The following is a 17,823-nucleotide window of genomic DNA, read 5'->3' on the forward strand; positions in this document are numbered from 1 at the left end:
GTTTATACAGCCAACAATTGCCACAAACCCTAAATCCCTTGTAGATTTCTTCCCCAAGCTAGCCGCACTCGACACTCTCTTAGCCTTTGTAGGAATGTGGGTAGCCCAGACTTCCTTTATTCACTTCTTTATCGTGAAATGCACATTCTCTTTTCAGGTCACATTTTATCCAATGCGTGGGGTTTTCTCGTGCCAAATATTGGCATTTGAAACAGTAAGCTTGGTATAACAAATAAAACGACAATAAATCATGGAAGATAGACACAATGCCGATTCATTTTCATCAGCTTACTGCAAAGGAAAACAGCTCAACACTCACTATCGATGATTGGTACATTGAACAGGGACAACCTTGGGGCATTTTTAGCTCTGAGGGCGATATTGGTTCGATGCTGGGGGACTTGTTGTGTGGTGAAATCAAGCCTGATTCCGGTGAGCTACACATCGAAGGCTGCCATATTGCACAGGTCTCTTTATCTGAGCAGCAGCGCTTGCTAGAGCAGGAGATTGAAAAAGACGATACCGATTTTCTCGATCGTATTGATCAAGGCAGTTCAGTATACCAACTGATCTTTGAAGTTAGCCAAGATGATGCCTTGACTCAAAACCTGATTAAAGAACTCGATCTTTCCCATTTATCTGAAAGTGGGTTTCGAGTGCTTTCAACGGGTGAGACAAGGCGCGTGATGCTGGCACGGGCGCTCGCAGCACAGCCAGACTTAGTGCTACTCGATAATCCGTTTACAGGGTTAGATGTTGAGCACCGAGCATCACTGGCTCGCTATCTCCAGGCGTTATCTCAATCGGTACAGATGCTAATTACCTTTTCGCGTGAATCCGATATGCCGGATTGGATAGAGCAGATTGCCTTATTCAATGGTGGTAAATTGGACAGCGTTATGGATAAGCAAAGCTGGGATAAACACCCAATTATTGCGCAGATCAAATCTCAGTCAGAGAAGCAAAGTGAAGAAATGATGGCATTGATTCGTCAGCATCAACATTCGACTCATTTTGATAATCCGATTTTTGAATTAAAAAACGGTAAAGTGGAATACACCGAGAAAACTATTTTTTCTGATTTGAACTGGCGCATTGATAAAGGGCAGCACTGGCAAGTTAAAGGACCAAACGGATGTGGCAAGAGTACCTTATTGGGGTTGATATTTGGTGATCACCCGCAGTGCTACAGTAACGATATTCATATCTTTGGTAAAAAGCGCGGCAGTGGTGAGACGATATGGGAAATTAAGCAGCATATCGGTATGGTATCGTCGGCTCTGCATCTTCAATATCGGGTTAATTGCAGCGCACTGGATGTCATTCTATCGGGTTTTTATGACTCTATTGGTCTCTATACCCAACCAAGTAAAAGAGAAATCAATATTGCCAAAGAATGGTTAACGATTCTTCACATGGGGCAATATGAGAAAACGTCCTTCAGACAACTGGAATATGGTCAGCAGCGCTTACTACTGATTGCTAGAGCGATAGTGAAGCAGCCAACATTGTTGATTTTGGATGAGCCTTACCAAGGTTTGGACTATCTAGGGCGAGTGTTGGTAAAAAATACCCTAGAGTTGATTGCAAAAGAGAACTTGAGCCAATTGCTTTATGTTTCCCACTACCAAGAAGATGGTTTGAGCAGCATTCAAAACTATCTTGAGTTTCAGTTTGATCAGAATGCTCAATGTTATAAAGGTTACACTGAATAATACTGGTGTACTTGACCTAAAAACCACGTCGAACTAATGAAGTGGTTAGGTACGGTTGTGATAATCCGAAGTATTTATAATTAACAGGACCAGTTTAAATACGCCTTTCTTGAATCAACATGGCAATTTAGCTTTCATTTTAATGAAAGCTCTAGTTGATGGTTAATGTGATAAATTAGCACTTTCTCGATTGAAATTAAGATTTATTACATTGGTGTAGGTAGCCTTGTTAGTTTTGTAACTAATGACCTTTAGTCCTGTTTATTGATTGAATTGTTATTTCATTCCGTATGTTACAATGACAAGTTGTAATCTAAATAATGGTTTACGATCGATGAATTTAATCGTGTCGATTTATTTGGTTTGTGGTTGTGTCAAATTAATACATTTTCGGGTGTCATTAAATTGGCGATGAGCGAAGAAAATATCATTCTTACGTCAACTGCTATAACATAGAATTATATTCATGGTAACGGTTATTTTGTAAGCTATAAAATGATTGCGTATAGGTTCACAGATTTGGCTTGCAGGATCGAGATATGTATAATTTTATAAATAGAACGGATGGGGTGATTGTAACAAGAGAGGATGACTATGCTGTGATTAGCTATGTGTTTCAGCCTATATACTCTCCAAAAACAAAAAGAGCTATTTATTATGAAGTTTTGTCTCGCGTTACGTCACAGTCAGGTGAGATATATAGTAATCAAGATTTTTTTGAAAACGTAGACGATGAATTTATCAAGAAGATTTGTATCAGCCAATTACAAGTAGCTAAGTCATTAAAAATAAAATCAACAATCTCGATGAATATTAATATGTCATGTTTAGCTGACAACCAATTTGTACATGATATTATGCTTTTTAAAGGTGTAAAGATTGCACTAGAGATAAATGAGTTAAATTGTTATACGTCTGCCATTGAAACTATAAATAACATTAAAGCGCTGCAAAGTTGTGGGGTTATGCTTTGGCTTGATGATTATCATTCTAATAATGAACAAGCAAACTTGTCACTAGGAACTATCAACTGGGACTATATAAAAATTGATAAGAGCTTTTTGCATTTCAATAGTATTGAATTAATGCCGGCAAAAGCTTTGACTTATGTTCTATCACCTTTTACTAAAAAAGGTTTAATATTCGAAGGGGTGGAAACTTATGAGCAGTCACAAATCGTTAAAGCTACTGGTTCCTTATCACAAGGATATTTTCATTCTGTTCCAAAACAGTGGTCTGAAATAATCCAGGAAATTAAGAATGAGCATAAAATCAAAAACATTTCGGCTATTTGAAAGTAACGAATTTCAAGCCAGTCTCATGCTTAAACGAAAGCACGTTGTTTCTTTCAATTGTAAGGGGATCATTTCCTATAAAGGATGTGTCATCAATGTTACTGAAGGAGAAGCGATCACTTTACCAAAGAACAAGTTAATCCATTGCTTTTTATATGGGACTGGATGTTCGACTATCACTGTGCATCGATACTATGATGATGTGTCAAAGGTATGGTACTCATCAAGTATGGTAACAGATTATGTTAACGCCTTTACTGAATTGGACCAAGTAGAGTTAGCTAACATCATGTTTATTGAAACTGCTCTTAACCATTATATTAGGTTAGAAATTGCACGTACTTGTAGGTCGAGAGAATACAAAGCTGATCTAGTTGAAAAGATTAAAAGGTTAGTCATTCAAGATCTAAGAAAAGATTGGGGCGTTAAAGATGTGTGTGCACAAGTCTTTTTGTCTGAATCTAGTTTGTATCGAACACTCAGAGCTGAAAAAACGTCCTTTACGGCGCTAATACAAGACATTAGGTTAGTGTATGCAAAAGAGTTATTAGTAAGTTCTCGACTTTCAATTGGTGAAATTTCATATAATAGTGGTTTTAACAGCACTTCTTATTTTGGTAATAAATTCAAAGCAAAATATGGAATGTCTCCTACATATTGTCGAAATTTGAGTAAGTGTTAAATTGATAAGGTTTGAAGATGTCTTAATGAAAACTAATATGGCTTTCATTAAGACATTGCAGAGAGGCTGAAATATGAGTTCTCGTGTTAGCACAATTTACTTGTTAGTCCTGTATTGGCGCTCCATCTCAGGTAGTGTTCTCTCGCAGTAAGTCGCGGGAGTGCAGCCCATGACTTGTTTGAATACTTTTCGGTAATAGGCGGTGGAGCAAAAGCCAAGCTGCTCTGCTAGTGACTCTACGCTGTGTTGCTTAGTGACAAGAAACGGCAGTGACTCTTCAATTCTGAGTTGATTACGATATTGACTGATAGTTTGTTTCGTCTCTTTTTTAAATTGTCGTGCGAGATGTTCTTTTGAAACATTTAACTCCTCGGCAAGCGCTGCTAACCCTTGTGCATCCTGATTGAGGTTTTGCCTTAACAAGATAATGCTATTTTTAATCAGGGCTGAGTAGTGATTAAGGCTATAGCGCTGCACAATTTGGCAATACTCTCGCATTACGGTTGCCTGTAATTGCTCAAACTGAGCTAGGTTATCAATGCGATCGATCAGCTTGATGTTTCTACTTGATACGTAATCAACAATTGAGGCACTGACTCCGCCATGGAAGCAAGCGCGTGCCCCAATCGAATTTAATGTGACAGCTAGATAGCGCCAATCGGTTACCGAGATTTTTACTCGAGAAGGGATACGCAGTTTGCCATTGACCTGTTTCAATAGTGCATCGAGAGAAACTAAATCCCCACTGCTAATAACACTACATAGCTTGTGTTCGATGGCATACCGTTTTTCTACCTCATCTTCGAGTATGTATTTATCTAGCTGTGCATTTATCGGTGAAGCGTATAGAGCTTGAAACTTTGTACCAAGTGAGTTTTGGTTATCAGCGCTAAAACTTTCTACCACGATATCTTGATTGATAAGAATCGCACCAATCGCTTTCCCCAAACATTCGAGGACATCGGTTTGCAAGATAAGTCGTTTTTGTAAATACGCATCCAGTAGATAGCGAGTCTCTATCGGCATGTCAATGCGTGCAAGTTGCGATGTGTAATCATCATGATTGCTATCGTGGCAAAAAGGACCGACCAAAAACGCAGTTTCTTGGTGATGGAATGCGAAATAGAGGTTCTGGAAATTCCCTTGCAGAATTTTTACCTGTTGGTTTTGTGGCTCCTCTAGTGTCATCCGTAACAATTGCTCAATCTCTTGGATGACTAATGCTGGAGCAAAGCCGATCATGCCTTCTTTCATGTTCATATCACGTTGCAGAAAACGCAGTTCTAAGTGGAATAGTTGCTCGATGACTTTCGCGTGGCTTTTAATTTGATCTTGTGTGAACGTCGACATATTTGAAAAATTTTGCGGAATACTGTCAATATAGTACATCAAAATATCAATTTGGTGGATTATTTGGTTCGAAATTCGAAGGTAGTATGGGATTTATAAACATTGTATTGCCTATCTACTCGGAGAATGAGATGACTCAATATATTAATTTGAACACTGATTGGTCTTTTACAAAACAGCCTTTAACTTTGCACCAAGTCCAAGCGGATCAAGGCTCTCTATTAGAGGGTGTGCAGATTCCACATTGCTGGAATGCGATTGACGGTCAAAATGGTGGTGACAACTACCATCGTGGCTTGTGTTGGTATAAAAAAACGCTGCATGTTGAGTCGGTCGAAGAGGGGAAGTGCTATTTTATTGAGGTTGGCGCAGCAAACAGTATTTCTCATACTTACCTAAACGGGGAATTGCTAGGTGAGCATCGCGGTGGTTACTCTAAGTTTCGTTATGATATTACCAAACACTTACAGCCAGGTGATAACGAGCTGATTCTTAGCGTAGATAACTCCCATATCGAAGACGTTTATCCGCTTTGGGCTGACTTTACGTTTTATGGTGGGATTTACCGAGATGTAAACTTGGTTATTGCTGAAGATACTCACTTTAATTTGATGGATATGGGTTCTTGTGGTGTTTATGTTTCACAGCGTCAAGTGACAGAGAAACAGGCACAATTGGAAGTTAAGGCTCTTGTTACTAACCACAGTACAGCAGCGGCAGAGCTCTTGGTGCAATTTGTTGATCGCAAAGAGAACGTAGTTTCAGAAGCTTGCACAGCGGTTGCTGGCGATGAAACTTTAGTGAACTTGACGATTGATAATCCGACTCTTTGGCAAGGAATCGAAAACCCGTATCTGTATGAGTGCCGAGTTTACTTAACGGTCAATGGTGAGCTTAAAGACAGCCTAGTGATCCCAACAGGTTTACGTTATTTTGAGTTTCATAAAGACCAAGGCTTCCTACTCAACGGCAAGCCAACCAAAATTCGTGGAGTTAGCCGCCACCAAGATCGCGAAGCGGTGGGAAATGCGTTGACTCAAAGTCATCAAATTCAGGATATGGAGCTAATCAAAGAAGTGGGTGCGAACTCAATTCGTCTTGCTCACTATCAGCATAGTGATTTCTTCTACGATTTATGTGATGAAGCCGGTATGCTCACTTGGGCAGAGCCTCCTTACATTACTAAAACTTCGTCGACAGACCGTGAAGCGACAAACGCTATCAGCCAAATGCGAGAGCTAATCCGTCAAGCTTACAACCATTCATCGATCATCCTTTGGGGAGTTCAAAATGAAATTGGTATTATGCCGGATGAGCGTCCTCTACTTGATATCGTGGAACAGATGCATGCTGTAGTAAAAGAAGAAGATACCACTCGCTTAACGACGCAAGCACAAGTGATGATGATTCGTGAAGATAACCCGGCGAACTTCGCAACAGATACAGTGGCATTCAACCAATACCATGGCTGGTATATGGGAGAGACGTCAGGGTATGACACGTTTATTCAAGCATTCCGAGCCAAAAATCCAAACAGCAGTTTAGGTTACTCAGAGTATGGCGCTGAAGGTATTATCAAGTGGCATAGCGAAGAGCCGAAAGTTAATGATTACAGTGAAGAGTTCCATGCCAAGTATCATGAAGAAGTGCTTGAGATATTCAATCGCTATGACTTCATGTGGGGAAGTTATGTGTGGAACTTTTTTGATTTTGGGTCAGATTTTCGCGATGAAGGTGGCGTTAAAGGGCGTAACAACAAGGGCTTAGTGACGTTTGATCGCGCGATTAAGAAAGATGCGTTTTATTTCTACAAGTCAGTGTGGAGTGATGAACCAGTTGTTCACATTACCTCTAAACGCTTTAAAGATCGTCATCTCGATACAATTACCGTCAAAGTTTATTGTAACCAAGAAGATTTAACGCTGACTTGCAATGGCAATCCAGTCGCGCTTAAAGAGCGTAAGGGAACGGGCAGTCAGACAATTTACTTGTTTGATGTCAGTTTAGAAGCGGGCTACAACCAGGTAGTTGCGACAGCGTCAGGTATCAGTGATCGCGTTGAATTTCGAAAAGTGGCTGAGGCTAATCAAGACTACATTCTACCTAAGGGTGAATCTGCGGGTATTATGGAGAGCCTATTTAAATCAGATAATGGTGACGAAAACGTTCGCAACTGGTTTAGCGATGGGGTCGAGGATGCTCAATTACCGGCTCTGGAGTTCCCAGAAGGTTACCTATCAATAAAAGATAGAGTGTGTGACATTCTTAAGGAAGAGCAAGGTCGTGAAATAATGGAAGAGCTATTCAAGCCTTTATTAGAAAGCGATAAAGCGGAGATGATTAAGGGGATTGCATTCGAGATGATCATCGAGTTTAAACCAGACTTGTTCCCGCAAAAACTGGTTCAACACTTTAATAGTCGACTGAATAAAGTGAGAAAAAGTATCGAATTAGTGTAAAACGATTGATGTTTAGCCAAGCATCGCTCCGGTGCTTGGTCTGCTTTAAAACCGACCATTGTATACATTGCGCAATGGTCATTATTTTAACCTTAAAGTTTATCTCTACTAGGCGCAAATTGACGCTCTGCCCTTTCATTATTTTAAAAGATGCTACACTGTATCTAGAGAGGTATCGATGAGCTCTCCAACAAATCGATGTTTCTCTCTAGTTAAAGTAAAGAGTTTAACTATATGATATTTAGAATAATAAAGCATTTTTTTGCTTTGATAGATCACCACAAGGAGCGTGCTGTGTTTACAAAAACTTATTTTTTCATCATCGCTGCATCCCTTGCTCTAACCGGTTGCAGTTCTACCTATACTGAGCAAGCTAAAGTGATGTCGAATTACGAGCTTTGCTTTGTCTCTGGGTATGGCAATGAAACACCAACATATGTTGATGCGATGCAAAGTGAAATTGATGACCGCATCAAAGCGAGTGAGCTTGAACAAAATGTTTGTGCTCAAGATCGACAGTATGGTGAGATGACGCGATATGCTGTCGAAAAACAAATCGGTGAGAAAATCGCCTATTTTTGATGTCTTAAACGACCAGTTAGATACGTAATGCTTAAAGCGCCCGTTGGTTCTCTGTACCAATCGGGCGTTTCTTTTTTGGCGGAGCGAGAGTTTACAGTGTTATCCTTAGCCGCTCTGTAAGATCAGTAATGTGACTAAGCTAGAAATGATGAGTACCAATAGGGCTCTTTGGTTTGAAGCAAAAGCGACTGGAGCCAGTTCTTTTTTTTGCAAACTATCTTGCTTACCAGTGATCATTGCCTTTACCAGAGGCTTTGAACGCAGTTTGTAGATAACAATGGCACTCAAGTGTATGACCACAAAAACGATGAGCAGTTGTGGCGATGCACGGTGAATAGCTTTAAATAGCTCTAAAGTACTTTCACTGAGCAAAGATTCAGCATAAGGAAAGCTGTTAAACAGACCAACTAGCGCCATACCAGTTAAACATTGCACAAACAATGTCGCAATTAATGCGATGACCATCCAAGCCCCTGCAGGGTTGTGTCCAGCGTGAGATGACTCTTTACCAAGTAAGTAGCGTACAGTGCGTGTTGGCGAAGACACAAAGTTCTTAAATTTACTCGTATCACTACCAATAAATCCCCAAACTAAACGCCAACAAATTAGTGTAAAGAGTGCTAAACCAAGTTGTAGGTGTGGACCGAAACCGGTAATTAGACAAATAAATAGTGTTGCTTGGATCCAATGGTAAAGTCGTGTTGGTAGATCCCAAATTTTCATAGTGTTTCTCGAATGATCGGTAATTTTTAAAAGTAAAAATGATTAAGTACCACTGCTTGAAAGCGGGCGAGTACTGGTGGGTTGTTTTCGATGGCGCTACTTTAAATTGTTCACGTTATTTGATTAATGATGGATATGAATAATGATTGTTTCCATTTGACTGTTAATCATTCCACATAGACAGATATTTTTAGATTTCATCGAACCACCCAATTGGCTCAAGATTGATGTACACTCTCTGCAACATTCTCCATCAATGAGTCTTCAAGTTTGTACCCAGAAGAAAACCGAGTAAGAAAAGCCAGACGTATTGAAAGCGTGATGAATTCAGCGCTGTGGCATTTAGGTCAAAAAGACTTAACTGAGGCAGAGCTTTTGGCAAAGTTGCGGTTAAAAACTGACAATCAAGAGTGGATTGACGATACCTTAGAAAAGCTGCGTGGCTTTGGCTATCTCAAGTCAGACAAACAGTTCGCTGAGCAATTTGCTGAGCGCTCGTTTGCGAATGAATATGGCAGCGAATACATTCGTGACAAGTTGAAGAAAAAAGGATTGGATGACTCATTGGTCAGTGAGGCGATCGCAAAGGTGAAAGAATCACTGAATATCGACGAACAAGCGATGCTCAACGAACGAGTTAATCATTACTACCAAACCTTTACGATGAGCAAAGAAAAGCTCACAGCAACACTGCAGAAGCGCGGTTTTAGCTATGCTCAAGTTAATCAAGCGATAAAGCAGCATGCTTGTTACCAACAGCTGAAAACTAATTTAGAGCTGAAGGCTGAAAAAGCGGACCTTGAAAAAGAAGTGTTGAAATATGCCCGGAAAGGTAAGGGGCTAACGGTGATTCGCCAAGAGTTACGTCAACGTAAGATTGATATTACTGAGCTTGACGCACTAGTTGAAAAACTGATTCATGCAGACCAACTCGATTTTTACAGTGCGTGTTTAGAACAGTTAAGCAAAAAGTCTTATGACCTGGCTGCTCATAGCGAGCGGAGTAAAGCTTACGCAATGTTAAGCCGCAAAGGATTCAGTTCTGACGAGATTCAGTTTGCCATGAGCGAGTTGGAGTGACGGGACAAGAAAGCCCAGTGTTTTCCAACCCATCATGATTGCCGTTTTTTCAGTGGTCTGATAAGCCAGCTTAACTATATTCATACACTGAGTTCACTATTTTGTGAGTTCAACAATTACCATTCGGACATATGTCCTATCGAGCTGCACGCCCTAAAACTACGATTGGTGGATTTTATTTTTAGGGTGTCAAAATGAATTTATTAAGCAAAAGTCTACTTGCAACCAGCATCCTGCTTGCTACAGCTGCCTACGCCTCTGATGTGAGTGCGACCACTCACGCAACGATCATTATTAATAATGCGCAAATTCTACCAATGGATGGCAAAACTCAAATCATTGAGAATGGAACCATTGTGATTCAAGGCAACCAGATTGTCGCTGTTGGTGATGCAAAGGTAGCGCAAGGCTATAGTGCCGAGCGTGTTATTGACGCCAGTGGCAAGATTGTTATGCCTGGAATGGTCAACGGGCATACCCACATCGGTATGACGGCATTTCGTGGCTTAGGGGAGAGTGGGGTAGAAAATCGCTTGAAGCAAGTGATGTTTCCACTTGAAAAAGAGATGCTAGATCGTCAGTTAATTCGTACCGCATCACGCCAAGCAGCCATGGAAATGGCGCTGTCTGGGACGACGATGATCGCTGACATGTATTACCATCAGGATGAAGTAGCCAAAGCGGTTGCAGAGGTGGGGATTCGTGGCGTAATGGGTGAGACAGTAATTGGCTTTCCTGTTGTCGACGCTAAGCAGCCTTACGGTGGATTGGAATATGCCGAGCAGTTTATCAAAGAGTGGCAAGGTCATGAGTTAATCGTGCCAGCTGTCGCACCTCATGCACCTTATACAGTCTCTGCGGAGTTTTTGGTTAAATCTAAGCAACTTGCCGACAAATATGATGTGCCTCTATTGACCCACTTGGCTGAATTCCGCTGGGAAGAGGCAGGTGTGAGAAAGTTCTCTAAGCAAATGAGCGAAGAGCAATCGGTGATTGAGTATTTAGATTCTCTTGATGTGCTGGGGGACAATCTTGTTGCGGCACACATGAACTATCTCGATGAACACGACATGGATTTAGTCAAGCAGCACAATGTAGGTGTCGTGCATTGTCCTAAGTCGAATCTAAAAGGAGCGAATGGTCAGAGTCCAGCTTGGATGATGCACAGTAAAGGCATTGATCTTGGTATTGGAACTGATGGTCCTATGTCTTCGAATCAAAACGATGTGCTTACCGTGATGAGTTATACGGCAATGAATGCGCGTACACTCCATAAAGATAACTCTAAATTCTCACCGTACGAGCTGCTGGAACTAGCCACTATTGGCGGTGCTCGTGCACTCAACATGCAAGATGAAATTGGCTCATTAGAGGTAGGTAAAAAAGCTGATATCGTGATTTTCGAAACTGACTCACCGAATATGCAGCCTAATTACGATCCGTTCTCCACCATCGCATTTTCAGCCTATCCGCAAAATGTGGAGTACACGATCGTCAATGGTAAGGTCATCGTTGAAGATGGACAATTGATGACCGTTGATATGGCTGAACATAACCAAGAGTGGAAAAAAGTCACCGATAAGGTTGGCAATTTTGCTAAAACACTAAAATAATAAGCCAAATTTAGCTCTCGGTTAGAAGCTAATAAAAATGTGTACGGGTGCATCGTTGGATGTGCCCGTTTTAGTATGGTTGTAAGGACATTATGCAACACTTTGATTCCATCGCTGAACGTGGGCAAGCTTTGCTGCTGGATTTAATAGATCAATCTAACCCCAAAGAAAAACTGTTTGCTAAAGGTGAATATTTGCTGCGCCAGAATCAAGTGGTGGATACCATCTATTTAGTCGATATGAGCATGTGCACCATCGAGTCATCGTGTAACAATGGGCGTGTATTTAGCTTCGGTTTGTTTTTTTGTATTAATCAAATCTTTGGTGAGATGGAAGCGTTTACCGGTAAACCTTGTCAATTCAGCATTAAGGCGTATGACGATCTTGTCGCCAAGGCAATTCCTATCGCTGTATTTGAAAAAATGGTGACAGAGCATAGTGAAGTTGCGGTTTTTTTGGCTAGAAATCTCGCCGTGAATTACCAAAACGCCACGCGCAACCTTATCTACCAACTGTTAAATCCGATCACGGCACGAATTGCTTATGATATTGAGCAGCGAGATCAAAACCTGAAACCCAATCGCGCTTTTACTGTAGCGGTGAATGAATCCGATCGGTTTGGCTGTTCAGATCGAGTCTATCGTCGAGCGGTAAAAGAGCTGATCGATAGTGAGGTGGTTAAAAAAATAGATGGGAAGTTAATTATTCACGATTATCAAAAGTTACACGCGTTATTACATAATGACGATGTATAAGTTATTGGGAATTTGAGGATATTTGCTCACTCTATTTCGTTAAGTGACCATATTCATTGTTTGAACATTACCATCAATATACATTGTTGATGTTCAATGGCATCTTTTATTTTATGCATAAATAAAGGTGACCAAATGTCTTTAGATTTACATGTAATAGAAATTAGTACAGTAATCGTCAATAGCGTATTTTTCTCCACTATCTTGTGGGATTGTTTAAAACCTGCAGCGTATTAACAATGAGAGTATTCTTGCCAGTTTGCGCTGTCATTATGTCTGCCCTTTATGTGTATGACGTAATGAAAGAAAAGCGGTTAACGTTAACCCCACTAGAAGAGTATGCTTGTATGTTGGCGATAAAAGAGCAGCTTGAGCTGAGACAGCTGGAAATCAAGTTTGCGACGATCATGGTAAGCGGTCAAGGCAGTCAATTGGTTGTCAATCGAATTGAGCCTAACTACAGCATTGAAAAGTGTTGGCGGGTATGGCAGTTTTATCAATAGTAGCGGTCAGAGAATAAAGCGCTAAATGTTATTTTTTGATCATAATTGCGAACCTAATTGTTAATATTGATTTATTGGCTAAATATTGAAACTATCTAAGCAGCTTTTACATTGAGTTAGATGCTAATAAATATATACTATCTTCGTTAACCTAGTCTCCAAATGTTAACGTTTCTAGCTTAGCTAGTGATTACGAAATAATAATAATCCTTACTAACCTCCTTTGTGAGTTTATACTGAAGTCCTAGTCAGTACACTTGACCGCTTAATTGCGGTCTTTTTTTAACTAAGGTTATTACGTTTAAGAATACGTTCAAATTATTCAACATTGAGTTAATTCGCTAATTTGTGGCTAGATGATTTTTATCTGTTTGTTTATAGTGAATACGAACATGAAGACCGAACATGGTTCACCCTAGATATAATGCTGGATCCCCCGTGCAGCTTGAAGTTGTGTCGGGTACAGTGTTTGCTTTTTTTCAGAATTCAATCGTTGTTATTCTTCATAGCCAGTTCTAAATGTTGGAACTGGCTTTTTTTTGTCTCAAAGAACGCTTCTTCTCGAACTAAATTTATGCGAAATGAGATGCCGCGCGATCTAGAGTAGAGGTGATTAACGGACGACTACTTTCTCTATCACCACATCATGTGCCGGCATATCTTCATGACCAAAGCGGGTGATAGTGTCCACTTTGGCAATTTTCTCAACCACATCCATGCCCATTGTGACACGACCGAAAACGGCATAACCCCAACCGTAATTGGTTTTTCCTGTGTGATCTAAAAAGTCATTATCTTCTAAGTTAATAAAGAACTGTGCGGTTGCAGAGTGTGGAGCATCGGTTCTTGCCATTGCGATGGAACCTGTGATGTTTTTCAAGCCATTATACGCTTCATTGGCAATCGGTGCGTGAGTGCGCTTTTCTACCATGTTAACTGCAAAGCCGTCGTCACGTAATTCGTAGCCGCCACCTTGAATCATAAATCCATCGATCACTCGGTGGAAAAGAGTGTTCTCATAGAAACCTTCGTTGCAGTAACGTAAGAAATTCTTGCTTGTTTCAGACGCTTTTTGTTGGTCGAGTTCAATAGTGATGTCGCCAAAGTTAGTGGTAAAAATGATCATGCAGTTATGCCGTTAGTAAAATGATCAGGAAGTATAGGTAAAACAATAGCTGCGAACAACTGGCTAGAACGATGGCGGGATATAAAATCGATAATCAATAAACAGCGCTAGAACAGAATTTACCTATCACAATTTTTAACCAAGTGGTTGTCGCGTTGACAGATAATTCTCACATAGTGAGATCTCGAGCCAGAAATTTTCATGAGAGAGCTTTTCACATTCATCAAATCAATATAATCCGAACGCTATGCGCATACCTGTAAGTGATTGTTTTAATAATTATTCTATTTGAGAAAACCATCGTCGCTTTGGGTGAAGTTATTTTGTTTTGTTGTTGAGCTTAATTTATGAAAAAAACTCTAATTGCGGGTTTGGTTATTGCATCAATTTCCGCACCCGCCTATGCCTTCGATAGTCGCCAAGACTATACCTTATCAGGTGAAGTGGGTTCATTTTTAGATACTATGGAACTTGAACCTTATGAGATTAAGGTGGTTGGCTATGAGGCGAATGGTGGTGGTCGTTACTTAGAGAGTGCGTTTGATGCTGAAACGTATACTCAGTGGAAGAGTGACAAAAAAAATACTCAATCATTTACCAATGAAGTTACGGTTTCATTTGAAAAAGCTGAGACTGTCGGGCGAATTATCTATGACCGAAAACGAGATGAAAGTGGACAGGCAGAGAAGTTTAGTATCTACGCGTCTCTTTCTGATGAAGGCGACGATTTTCAGTTAGTCGCAACAGGTAATGCTGTGCCACATGCCCCGCGCTTGGCGGATCTTACCTTTGCTCCAACGCTAGCAAAACGCATTAAAGTGGTGTTCGATAAGACCAATGATGATTATGCAAGTGCGGTAGATTTCTACTTCTATATGCCATCACCATTTTCAACAGTAGAGAGTTGGTTTACCGATGCAACTTTTTCTGAGTTGACGATTGATTCACTGACGTTTGAACAAATTGAGAAAGTGAAACGGCTGATTGACGAGTACCAACATGAAGATGACTATATTGGTATAGATAAGGGTCCATACTACACCTACATTGATGTAGCAAAAGAACTGGTTGCGGATCCTGATAAATACATTAATGACGTGGCGGTGATTGAAGACCAACAGCGCGACGCAAACAATGATATCAATGAAGTACGCTTTTCTTCAGATAGTATTGTGACCGGTTTTGCCGCGATCCCTCATACCGAAATTGAAGTATTTATTGATAGTGGTGATAACCCTCATGGGAAAATCCCGCTGCAGTTTTCTCAAGTCGCAGGCAATGGTCAAACCGGTTCGTTTGAAACGATTGAGATCTATCCTGGTTACCATCGTATTACCGTACCGAATCCATTAAATGGTAACAACATTGGAGAAGGTGTGCGTTTTGGTGGTCCGGTTTATGTGAAATACCCGGCTTCGTACAATGGCTCGCCAATTAAGATTCGTATCAAAGGTGGACAGAAGTACCCAATTTTCCGCTCGGGTGATGACCAACAGCAATTTAAACAGCAGTTGCGTGACTATCATGCAGAATATCAACGTGATCCTAAGATCATCGGTGTGTATGAGTTGCACTTCAAAAACTTGTTCTTTACCGATTTGCTCGAAAACGGCATACGTTCTTTTGTAAATCAAGATATTGATTTAGAGAAATTAAATGACCACTGGGATGACAAGTCGCGTAATGTTTTAGAAATCTTCGGGTTACCTGAAGAGTATATCGACAATGCTATGACTCATATGGCGCTCGATAGCTCGCAGAAATTTATTGCTCATGCGACACACGGTGTAACTTATTACCCAAGAGACATCCATTTTCATCAATTACCATACAATGGTGACTCATCAATCTTTTACCACGAGTGGAGTCATTTGTTAGAGCATTGGGGGTTCACTGAGTCTGAGGTGACGACAAACGTTGCTACTTATGTGCTTAGTCAAAGATACGATGACGTTGATGTGATGACGAAGGAAACCACCGACTACTATCAAGGTTACTTCACATCTCGTTATGAACTGATGTACAAAGAGCTGTTTGAAAACAAGTCATTTGATTCGATGAAGCAAGGCACGATGACAATGATGTACGTTCAACTTGAGATATTGCAACCTGGTTTCTGGGCAGAAATCAATAAGCGTTACCGTAATGGCGATTTGCCGAAGAAAGATCGCGTATCGTTTGTTACGCAAGCGTCTGAAATCCTCGGCTATGATCTGTCATCGCATTTCAAACGCTATGGTTACATCAGTAAAGACGCAGTGATTGAAGATATTCAACACTTAGAGAAGTTGGAGAAACCAACATGGTACCTAACTACTTTTGGTGCGCTGGACTATCAAGGTGAAGGCTTTACCGAGTCGCCAAATGCGAAAGTATCCCATGTAAACCGTAAAGATGTATTTATTAGTTACGATGAAACGCAGCGCGAGCACCTACTGGGCTTTGAAGTATACCGTGATGGCAAGTTAGTTGGTTTTACCCATACTTCTGTGTTTGTTGACCGCGCGATTGCGAGTACAGCGGACCATGAATATAAAGTAAAAGCAGTCGATAAAAAGTTAAATATTGATAGTGGTATTAACACTGCTCCAGAGCTTAAAGCTTATCCAAGCCGAAACGTTCTGATTGGTAGCGAGTTTAACCCGCAAGATCATGTCACAGCATGGGATGAGCAAGATGGTGAGTTAACACAGTACATTACTTATCAAGGCTTTGTTGATACGAGCAAAGAAGGTCGCTACCAAGTGACGTATGAAGTGATGGACCAAGGGGGGTTAACAGCGACTGCGACACAATGGATTTTTACAGTTGATCCTAGCGAAGTTGCTAAACCGGATGCGGTAGTGAAGCTGGAAGCCAAGACGAAAGAAGCAGAGCAATGGCTGTCAAACGGTCAAGGCAGCTGTGAAGCTTGGATGTACACCAATATGCAAGAGATGGTGGCGATGGGTTATGAAGTACTTGATGATCCAAATCATACCCAATCGAACGTGATGTCCACGTACATGATGCTAACTTTAGACTTAGAAGACTACAAAGAGTGTTCGGTGAATAGCTCTTTATAATTGCATAGTTCACGTTAACAGAGAAACGGTGATAAGTTTTTATTGGTCACCGTTTTTTTGTTTCTGGGCTTATGAAGCTATGCAAAGACTTATTCAATTGATGGTAAACAACGCGCTCAAATCATGAGATATAGCATTGATTTGTAAAATGTTTACCGTGATATTGCTTGTGTGAGCTTTGTTTCAATGTTTAAATATGCAATATAAATCGCAATTAATGCGATCATATAGTCAAAAAATGTAATCACATATGTAACTAGGTTGTTATCCGTCGCTTGGTCGTTATTATTGCGACTTTTTTACTAATTGCACGGAATGTGGTTATGAAACATAAGTTTATAGCTCCTCTCTTTGCTGTCAGTGCGTTATGGAGTTCGCACTCATTGGCGCTAGAAGGTCAGGAGTTGGAAACAACAGGAGATATTTTACAGTGGGCGATTCCAGCCACTGCGGGCGTAATTTCTTTGGCAAAATTTGATGGGGAAGGTTTTGGTCAGCTTGTTGAAGGCGCGTTTTTAACAGCGAGTGCGACCCATATATTAAAGGTCGCGATTAACGCTGAGCGACCTAATGGCGGTGACTATAGTATGCCTTCAGGTCACACGTCGGCTGCGATGCAGGGGGCAGCTTACTTACAGTTTCGCTATGGTTGGAAGTATGGTGTACCCGCTTATTTGGCAGCAGGTGTTGTCGGTTACTCAAGAGTGGATCGAAACTATCACTATTGGCGCGATGTGGCGGCAGGTACTCTATTGGCAACGGCAATACAGTATTCAGTGACTAAAGCAGGCTTCAGTGTCACTAATTTTGCTGTCGCCCCCACATTCGATGGTGAGCGAGTAGGGATTCTCGCTAACATAAAATTTTAACTTTGT

The 17,823-nt window shown here is 40.8% G+C and carries 14 protein-coding genes; 11 read left to right on the forward strand and 3 right to left on the reverse strand.

Annotated features, from left to right (window positions below):
- The first annotated feature begins 266 nt into the window (after positions 1-266).
- The 3 genes from modF (at position 267) to GZN30_RS16710 (ending at position 3,692) form a co-directional block, all read left to right on the forward strand.
- Positions 267-1,715 carry a molybdate ABC transporter ATP-binding protein ModF gene (modF, locus tag GZN30_RS16700; protein WP_075652414.1) on the forward strand — a complete coding sequence of 483 codons (1,449 nt, stop codon included), beginning with the start codon at positions 267-269 and terminating at the stop codon, positions 1,713-1,715.
- 539 nt (positions 1,716-2,254) lie between these two features.
- On the forward strand, positions 2,255-3,010 hold the full coding sequence (locus GZN30_RS16705) for an EAL domain-containing protein (RefSeq protein ID WP_075652413.1): 756 nt from the start codon (positions 2,255-2,257) through the stop codon (positions 3,008-3,010).
- Positions 2,976-3,692, forward strand: coding sequence for a helix-turn-helix transcriptional regulator (locus tag GZN30_RS16710; protein ID WP_075652412.1), 717 nt, complete (start codon positions 2,976-2,978; stop codon positions 3,690-3,692). Before GZN30_RS16705 ends, GZN30_RS16710 begins: the two co-directional genes overlap by 35 nt.
- A 96-nt stretch (positions 3,693-3,788) precedes the next feature.
- On the opposite strand, the gene GZN30_RS16715 is transcribed toward GZN30_RS16710, so the two are convergent.
- Complete coding sequence (locus GZN30_RS16715; protein ID WP_075652411.1) at positions 3,789-5,081, reverse strand: helix-turn-helix domain-containing protein; 1,293 nt, start codon at positions 5,079-5,081, stop codon at positions 3,789-3,791.
- A gap of 92 nt (positions 5,082-5,173) precedes the next feature.
- Between GZN30_RS16715 and GZN30_RS16720 the strand changes: the two genes are divergently transcribed.
- Together GZN30_RS16720 and GZN30_RS16725 are read left to right on the forward strand one after the other, a co-directional pair.
- Positions 5,174-7,501: a glycoside hydrolase family 2 protein gene (locus GZN30_RS16720; RefSeq protein ID WP_075652410.1), complete on the forward strand. Its 2,328-nt coding sequence runs from the start codon at positions 5,174-5,176 to the stop codon at positions 7,499-7,501.
- A 294-nt stretch (positions 7,502-7,795) separates the two neighbouring features.
- Complete coding sequence (locus GZN30_RS16725) at positions 7,796-8,083, forward strand: hypothetical protein (RefSeq protein WP_075652409.1); 288 nt, start codon at positions 7,796-7,798, stop codon at positions 8,081-8,083.
- 105 nt (positions 8,084-8,188) lie between these two features.
- On the opposite strand, the gene GZN30_RS16730 is transcribed toward GZN30_RS16725, so the two are convergent.
- Positions 8,189-8,806 (reverse strand): cytochrome b/b6 domain-containing protein, encoded by a 618-nt coding sequence (locus GZN30_RS16730; RefSeq protein WP_075652408.1) that lies wholly within the window; start codon positions 8,804-8,806, stop codon positions 8,189-8,191.
- Between the two features lie 321 nt (positions 8,807-9,127).
- Between GZN30_RS16730 and GZN30_RS16735 the strand changes: the two genes are divergently transcribed.
- The 4 genes from GZN30_RS16735 (at position 9,128) to GZN30_RS16750 (ending at position 12,757) form a co-directional block, all read left to right on the forward strand.
- Entirely contained in the window at positions 9,128-9,886 is a 759-nt protein-coding gene (locus GZN30_RS16735) for a RecX family transcriptional regulator (protein ID WP_075652407.1), read from the forward strand.
- 194 nt (positions 9,887-10,080) lie between these two features.
- On the forward strand, positions 10,081-11,499 hold the full coding sequence (locus GZN30_RS16740) for an amidohydrolase family protein (RefSeq protein ID WP_075652406.1): 1,419 nt from the start codon (positions 10,081-10,083) through the stop codon (positions 11,497-11,499).
- A gap of 92 nt (positions 11,500-11,591) precedes the next feature.
- Positions 11,592-12,254, forward strand: a complete 663-nt coding sequence (locus GZN30_RS16745) for a Crp/Fnr family transcriptional regulator (protein WP_075652405.1) — start codon at positions 11,592-11,594, stop codon at positions 12,252-12,254.
- A 239-nt stretch (positions 12,255-12,493) separates the two neighbouring features.
- Positions 12,494-12,757, forward strand: coding sequence for a hypothetical protein (locus GZN30_RS16750; protein ID WP_139312285.1), 264 nt, complete (start codon positions 12,494-12,496; stop codon positions 12,755-12,757).
- A 613-nt stretch (positions 12,758-13,370) separates the two neighbouring features.
- Here the strand turns inward: GZN30_RS16750 and GZN30_RS16755 are convergent.
- Positions 13,371-13,883 carry a peptidylprolyl isomerase gene (locus GZN30_RS16755; protein WP_161987085.1) on the reverse strand — a complete coding sequence of 171 codons (513 nt, stop codon included), beginning with the start codon at positions 13,881-13,883 and terminating at the stop codon, positions 13,371-13,373.
- A 347-nt stretch (positions 13,884-14,230) separates the two neighbouring features.
- Here GZN30_RS16755 and GZN30_RS16760 point away from each other — a divergent pair, with 347 nt between their 5' ends.
- Both GZN30_RS16760 and GZN30_RS16765 read left to right on the forward strand, forming a co-directional pair.
- Positions 14,231-16,948, forward strand: a complete 2,718-nt coding sequence (locus GZN30_RS16760; RefSeq protein WP_075652403.1) for an immunoglobulin-like domain-containing protein — start codon at positions 14,231-14,233, stop codon at positions 16,946-16,948.
- Positions 16,949-17,271: 323 nt separating this feature from the next.
- Positions 17,272-17,817: a phosphatase PAP2 family protein gene (locus GZN30_RS16765; protein ID WP_075652402.1), complete on the forward strand. Its 546-nt coding sequence runs from the start codon at positions 17,272-17,274 to the stop codon at positions 17,815-17,817.
- Positions 17,818-17,823: the final 6 nt, after the last annotated feature.

The organism is Vibrio ponticus (assembly GCF_009938225.1).
GTDB lineage: Bacteria > Pseudomonadota > Gammaproteobacteria > Enterobacterales > Vibrionaceae > Vibrio > Vibrio ponticus.

Bases quoted from the DNA above. Each gene is read 5' to 3' on its own strand.
- modF (WP_075652414.1), top strand. From the start codon at position 267: ATGCCGATTCATTTTCATCAGCTTACTGCAAAGGAAAACAGCTCAACA.
- GZN30_RS16705 (WP_075652413.1), top strand. From the start codon at position 2,255: ATGTATAATTTTATAAATAGAACGGATGGGGTGATTGTAACAAGAGAG.
- GZN30_RS16710 (WP_075652412.1), top strand. From the start codon at position 2,976: ATGAGCATAAAATCAAAAACATTTCGGCTATTTGAAAGTAACGAATTT.
- GZN30_RS16715 (WP_075652411.1), bottom strand. From the start codon at position 5,081: ATGTACTATATTGACAGTATTCCGCAAAATTTTTCAAATATGTCGACG.
- GZN30_RS16720 (WP_075652410.1), top strand. From the start codon at position 5,174: ATGACTCAATATATTAATTTGAACACTGATTGGTCTTTTACAAAACAG.
- GZN30_RS16730 (WP_075652408.1), bottom strand. From the start codon at position 8,806: ATGAAAATTTGGGATCTACCAACACGACTTTACCATTGGATCCAAGCA.
- GZN30_RS16735 (WP_075652407.1), top strand. From the start codon at position 9,128: ATGAATTCAGCGCTGTGGCATTTAGGTCAAAAAGACTTAACTGAGGCA.
- GZN30_RS16740 (WP_075652406.1), top strand. From the start codon at position 10,081: ATGAATTTATTAAGCAAAAGTCTACTTGCAACCAGCATCCTGCTTGCT.
- GZN30_RS16745 (WP_075652405.1), top strand. From the start codon at position 11,592: ATGCAACACTTTGATTCCATCGCTGAACGTGGGCAAGCTTTGCTGCTG.
- GZN30_RS16750 (WP_139312285.1), top strand. From the start codon at position 12,494: ATGAGAGTATTCTTGCCAGTTTGCGCTGTCATTATGTCTGCCCTTTAT.
- GZN30_RS16755 (WP_161987085.1), bottom strand. From the start codon at position 13,883: ATGATCATTTTTACCACTAACTTTGGCGACATCACTATTGAACTCGAC.
- GZN30_RS16760 (WP_075652403.1), top strand. From the start codon at position 14,231: ATGAAAAAAACTCTAATTGCGGGTTTGGTTATTGCATCAATTTCCGCA.
- GZN30_RS16765 (WP_075652402.1), top strand. From the start codon at position 17,272: ATGAAACATAAGTTTATAGCTCCTCTCTTTGCTGTCAGTGCGTTATGG.